We start from the raw sequence: 5,932 nt of genomic DNA on the forward strand, positions 1-5,932 counted from the left end.
CGCCGGCCGGTTCGGCCGCCGGCGCCGGCGGCCGCCTGACGGGGCCCCGCTCGGCCGCGAGGTCGGCGAGGAAGTCGGAGTCGTGGGCGAGACCGTGCTCGCCGGCCGCGTCCTGGGCCGCCATGTGGGCGCCGAGCTCGTCGGTGGCGATGTGGCCGAGGAGCTTCTGGCGTCCGCGGCCCACGGCGTCGAGCGTCTTGGACAGGACGGCCTCGAAGGCGCCGAGCTTGGCGTCGACGTAGTCGTCGGCCCTGCGGACGAGGGTGTCGGGGTCGGAGGTGTACTCGGGGGCGTCCGGGTCGTCATCGTCGTAACCGCCGCCGGATCCCTCGCCCTGGGCGCGGCCGAGCAGCTTCTCGCGGCCGCGGTCCACCGACCCGATGGTCTTGGTGAGGACGACCTCGAAGTTGGCGAGCTTGGAGTCGACGTAGTCGTCGGCCTCCGCGCGGATCTCCTCGGCGTCCCTGCGGGCGTCGCCGAGGATGCGCTCCGCCTCCTCCTGCGACTGCCGTGCGACGACCGTCTCGGAGATCAGCGAGGACCGCTCCTCGTGGGCATCCCGGACGATCCTCTCCGCCTCCTGGCGTGCCTGGGCGGTCAGCTGCTCGTGCCCGCCGATCACCTCCTCGGCCTGCGCGAGGGATCCCGGCAGGGCCGCGCGCACCTCCTCCAGCATGGCGAGCAGTTCGGCGCGGTTCACCACGCAGGACGCCGACATGGGCATGGACCTGGCGTTCCCCACAGCGCCGACGATCTCGTCGAGCTTCTTCTGCACGTCCACCGTGTGCTCGCCTTTTCTCTGCCGGATTGGGAGACGGACGCCACCGACTGTACGACCACTCGCGCCGCGCCCGACACCGGGTGACGGGCGGTCAGGCGGCGGGCGTACCGGCGCGGCGGCGCTCAGCGCTCCGAGAGCCGCTGCACGACCGCGGCGTGCACCTCGGGGGGCAGCAGGTGGGAGACGTCGCCGCCCCAGGTCGCGACCTCCTTGACGAGCGAGGAGGACAGGAAGCTGTACGTCGGGTTGGTCGGCACGAACAGCGTCTCGACGCCGGAGAGGCCGTTGTTCATCTGCGCCATCTGGAGCTCGTAGTCGAAGTCGCTGACGGCGCGCAGCCCCTTCACGATGGCGGGGATGTCGCGCTGCTTGCAGAAGTCGACGAGGAGGCCGTGGAAGGACTCGACCTCCACGTTGCCGAACTCGGCGGTCGCCCGCTGGATCAGGTCGATGCGCTCCTCGACGGTGAAGAGGCCCTTCTTCGACATGTTGATCATCACGGCGACGTGGACGACGTCGTAGAGCTTGGACGCGCGGGCGATGATGTCGAGGTGCCCGTTGGTGATCGGATCGAAGGATCCGGGACAGACGGCGCGTCGCAATGGGGTCTCCTCGCTTCGTGGCCTGGTCATGGCGCGACCCCGGTCTCCGGGGCGGCGGCTGCCGTGGCGGCGGCCGCCTTGCCGTGCCACAGGGTGCCCTCGCCGTAGCGGCGTGAGCGCAGCGGCTCGAACCCCTCGGGCCAGCCGAACGCGCCGCCTCTGGTGCTGCGCTCAACGGTGACGACGGCGTCGCCCGCAAGCCAGCCCCCGCGGCTGAGTGTGAGGAGGATCTCGCGAAGATCGTCGTCGGTGACCGCGTACGGCGGGTCGAGGAAGATCAGGTCGTACGGGGCGTCGGGGGCGGTGTCGCGGACGACTTGCTCGGCCTTGGCCGTGCGCACGTCGGCGCCGGGCAGCCCGACCGCGCGCGCGTTCTCCCGTACGGTGCGGGCGGCCCTGCCGTCGGCCTCGACGAGCAGGGCGTGCCGGGCGCCGCGGGAGAGGGCTTCGAGGCCGACGGCTCCCGAGCCCGCGTACAGGTCGGCCACGCGGATGCCGTGGAACGTGCCGAGGAGCGACTCCCAGCTGGAGAAGAGGCCTTCGCGCGCGCGGTCGGAGGTGGGCCTGGTGCCGTTGCCCGGCGGCACGGCGAGCCGGCGGCCCCCGGCAACGCCGGCGATCACGCGGGTCATGGGTGTCGGTTCCTCGGTTCGTCGGGGCGTGCGGGTCGATGTCCACGATATGGCGTGCGCCTCCGCCGGGCACCGCCGGGCGGCAGCGGTACGGGCGCCCACCGTGAGCGGCGCCGGCCGCGCGTGTGCGGCGACGGCGCCGTGCCCCGCGTCCGCCGTACCGCGCGGGAGGCGACCCGAGGGCCGAGGGGTCGCGCTCGACCGCCCGCCGTCGCCACGGCCGCCGAGCGGCACGGGCGCCCTCCGTGCACGCCCCAGCCGCGGGTGTGCGGCGACGACGCCGCACCCGCAGTACCGCGGGGCGCGTCCCGCGAACCGGGGGCGTCCACCGCCCGCCCCGGCCCCGCGGCCGCTGGCCGTCCCGGCGGTCGCGGCCCGCCCCGGCGGTACGGGCGCCCTCCGGGCAAGGTGGGCGGCCTCGCTTGTGCGGCGGCAGCGCCGTGCGCCGCGGTGCCGTACCGCCCGGGCGGGGCGTGTCCCGCGGGCGGGCGCCTCAAGGCCGGTCGCCGGCAGGGGGTCAGGCCTTGTCCAGGTAGCTTTCCCTGTCGGCGTCGAGCAAGGCGTCCAGGGCCGTGCGCAGCTCCGGGTAGCCGGTCAGCTCGGGGTCATCGGCGACGACCGTGACGGCCTCCTCGCGGGCCTGGGCGATGACGTCCTCGTCCTCGATGACGGCCAGCATCCGCAGGCTGGAGCGGACGCCCGACTGGGCCTGGCCGAGTACGTCGCCCTCGCGGCGCTGTTCGAGGTCGATGCGGGAGAGCTCGAAGCCGTCGAGCGTGGCGGCGACGGCGGCGAGCCTGGCGCGCGCGGGGCCGGCCTCGGGCGCGTCCGTGACGAGGAGGCACAGGCCCGGCGCGGAGCCGCGGCCGACGCGGCCGCGCAGCTGGTGGAGTTGCGAGACGCCGAAGCGGTCGGCGTCCATGATCACCATGGCGGTCGCGTTGGGCACGTTGACGCCGACCTCGATGACGGTGGTCGCGACGAGCACATCCGTCTCGCCCGCGGCGAAGCGGCGCATGACCGCGTCCTTGTCGTCGGGTGCCATGCGGCCGTGCAGGACCTCCACGCGCAGCCCCGCCAGCGGGCCCGCGGCCAGCTTCTCCGCGACCTCCACCACGGCGAGCGCGGGGCGCTTCTCGCCGTCCTCCGCGGCGGCCTTCTTCCTCTGGTCCTCCTTCTTGCGGTCCTCCTCGTCCCCGATGCGCGGGCAGACCACATACGCCTGGTGTCCCGCCGAGACCTCCTCGCGCACCCGGTCCCAGGCCCGGGCGAGGAAGTGCGGCTTGTCCTGCGCGGGCACGACGTGGCTCGCGATCGGGGACCTGCCCGCGGGCAGTTCGTCGAGCACGGAGGTCTCCAGGTCGCCGAAGACCGTCATCGCGACCGTACGGGGGATGGGCGTGGCCGTCATGACGAGCAGGTGTGGCGGCTGCCTGCCCTTGGCGCGCAGGGCGTCGCGCTGCTCGACGCCGAAGCGGTGCTGCTCGTCGACCACCACGAGGCCCAGGTCGTGGAACTGGACCTTGTCCTCGATCAGGGCGTGCGTGCCGATGACGATGCCCGCCTCGCCCGTGGCGATGTCGAGGAGCGCCGCGCGGCGTGCGGCGGCGCCCATCGAGCCGGTGAGGAGGACGACCTTGGTGGCGTTCTCGGCGGCGCCGAGCGTTCCGCCGAGTGCAAGGTCGCCCATCATCTCCGTGGTGGAGCGGTGGTGCTGCTGGGCGAGGACCTCGGTGGGCGCGAGCATCGCCGCCTGGCCGCCCGCGTCGACGACGGCGAGCATGGCCCGCAGGGCCACCAGCGTCTTGCCGGAGCCGACCTCGCCCTGGAGCAGCCGGTGCATGGGGTGTTCGGTGCCGAGGTCCGTGAACACCTCCCCGGTGACCCGGCGCTGCCCGTCGGTGAGCGTGAACGGCAGGCGCGCGTCGAACGCGTCGAGCAGGGCGCCTTCGACGGGGCGCCTGGCGACCGCGGGCAGCCGGCCGTCGGCGCTGCGGCGCCTGGCGAGCGCGACCTGGAGCACGAACGCCTCGTCCCACTTGAGCCGCGCGCGTGCGTCCTCGACGTCGGCCTTCGACTCGGGCCTGTGCACCTTGCGCAGCGCCTCGGGCAGCGTGGCGAAGCCGCGGCCCTCGCGGAGCGCGGCGGGCAGCGGATCGACGGCCTCGGACGCGCGCGGCAGGACGGCGTCGACGGCCTTGGCGATCTTCCACGACTCCAGGCCCTTGCAGGCGGGGTAGATCGGGATGAGCCGGCCCGCGAAGGCGTCGACGGCGGCGCTGTCGCCGTCCTGGCCGCCCTCCGTACCGTCGTCGCCGGCACCGCCGGCACCGTCGGCACGGCCGAGCGTGACGTACGTGGGGTGGGCGAGCTGGAGCTTGCGGTTGAAGACGGAGACCTTGCCGGCGAACATGGCGCGGCTGCCCGGCGGCAGCTCCTTGTGCGGTTTGTGGATGCCCCGGCCGAAGAAGACCAGCTGGAGCTTGCCGCTGCCGTCTGTCAGGGTGATCTCCAGGCGCTGGCCGCGGCCGCCGTTGAAGCGCAGCACGCGGGCGTCGGCGACCTGGGCGACGACCGTCACGTCCTCGTCGAGCGGGAGGTCGGCGAGGCGCGTGAGCCGGCCGCGCTCCTCGTAGCGCCGCGGGTAGTGGTGCAGCAGGTCGCCCACGGTGTGCAGGCCGAGGTTCTCGGCCATCACCTTCGCGGTGGGCTGGCCGAGTGTCTTCTTGAGGGGTTCGTCAAGCGCGGACACGTCGTCCATTGCACACCACACCTCTGACATCGGTCGCTATTCGACGCCGATGAGCAGCGGCGCCGTCCTTCCGCCGCCCCGGTGGACGACGGTGTCGACGGCGAGGTGGCCGTCGCGGACATGGTCTTCGAGGCGGTCGGCGAGTGCGTCGGGCACGTCGTCGCCGAGCACGAGTGTGACGAGTTCGCCGCCTGCCGCCAGCATGCGGTCGAGCACGGCGCGCGCGGTGGCGTCGAGTTCCGTGCCGATGACGGCGACGTCGCCGTCGATGAGGCCGAGCACGTCCCCGGCGCGGCAGACGCCGGCCGTCGTCCAGGCCATCCGCTCGGCCACGGCCAGCTCGCCGTAGCGGGTGGCGCCCGCGGCCGAGGTCATCGCCACGACGTCCTCGTCGAACCGGCGCTCGGGCTGGTGCACGGCGAGCGCGGCGATGCCCTGGACGGCCGCGCGGGTGGGGATGAGGGCGACGCGCATGCCCTCGGCGCGCGCCTGCGCGGCCGCCGCGGCGGCGGTGTGGCGCAGCTCCGCGTCGTTGGGCAGCAGCACGATCTCGCGTGCGTGGGCGCGGCGGATCGCGTCGACCAGTTCGCCGCTGGCGGGCGGCTCGCCCTCGCGCGCGAGCAGTGCGGTGGCCCCGGCCTGCTCGCAGAGTCCCGCGAGGCCCTCGCCTGGTACGACGGCGACGACCGCGCGCTGCGCCCTCTCCACGGGCCGCTCGGCCGCGTGCTGCGCGAGGTGTGTGATGCGCAGGCGGTACGGGCGTCCCGCCTCCATCCCTGCCTCGACGGCGGCCCCCGCGTCGTCGGTGTGGACGTGGACCTTCCACAGGCCCGCGCCGCCGCCGACGACGAGGCTGTCGCCGAGGGCGTCCAGGCGCTGCCTGAGCCGCCCCACGGCGGCGTCGTCGGCCGCTTCGAGCAGGTAGATCACCTCGTACGCGGGGCCCTCGGGCTCCGCGTCGCCCGCCGGGCACGCCGGGGGCGCCTCCGGCGCGTGCGCGGGGTGGACACGGCCGCCCGGCGGTGGCTCGGGTCTGCGGCCGGCGACGGTCTCCATCAGCGCGCCGAGCAGGGCGAGCAGGCCGAGCCCTCCCGCGTCGACGACGCCCGCGGTGTCCAGGGCAGGGAGCTGGCCGGGGGTCGCGTCGAGCGCCGCGCGGGCCCCG

Annotated in this window: 5 protein-coding genes; all 5 read right to left on the bottom strand. The window is 74.6% G+C overall.

Going from position 1 to position 5,932, the window contains the following annotated elements; genetic code table 11:
- On the bottom strand, positions 1-781 hold a 781-nt coding region (locus JFN87_RS31605; protein WP_209345706.1), incomplete at its 3' end, for an ATP synthase subunit B family protein.
- Between the two features lie 122 nt (positions 782-903).
- A complete protein-coding gene (gene coaD, locus JFN87_RS31610; RefSeq protein WP_209345713.1) occupies positions 904-1,383 on the bottom strand; it encodes a pantetheine-phosphate adenylyltransferase in 480 nt (159 codons plus the stop codon).
- 26 nt (positions 1,384-1,409) lie between these two features.
- On the bottom strand, positions 1,410-2,015 hold the full coding sequence (gene rsmD / locus JFN87_RS31615; RefSeq protein WP_209345708.1) for a 16S rRNA (guanine(966)-N(2))-methyltransferase RsmD: 606 nt from the start codon (positions 2,013-2,015) through the stop codon (positions 1,410-1,412).
- A 517-nt stretch (positions 2,016-2,532) separates the two neighbouring features.
- Positions 2,533-4,776 carry an ATP-dependent DNA helicase RecG gene (gene recG / locus JFN87_RS31620; protein ID WP_209345710.1) on the bottom strand — a complete coding sequence of 748 codons (2,244 nt, stop codon included), beginning with the start codon at positions 4,774-4,776 and terminating at the stop codon, positions 2,533-2,535.
- A 27-nt stretch (positions 4,777-4,803) separates the two neighbouring features.
- Positions 4,804-5,932, bottom strand: a 1,129-nt coding sequence (locus tag JFN87_RS31625; RefSeq protein ID WP_209345712.1) for a fatty acid kinase subunit FakA-related protein, incomplete at its 5' end; no start/stop codon positions are given.

This window comes from Streptomyces montanisoli (genome assembly GCF_017813245.1).
GTDB classification, from domain to species: domain Bacteria; phylum Actinomycetota; class Actinomycetes; order Streptomycetales; family Streptomycetaceae; genus Streptomyces; species Streptomyces montanisoli.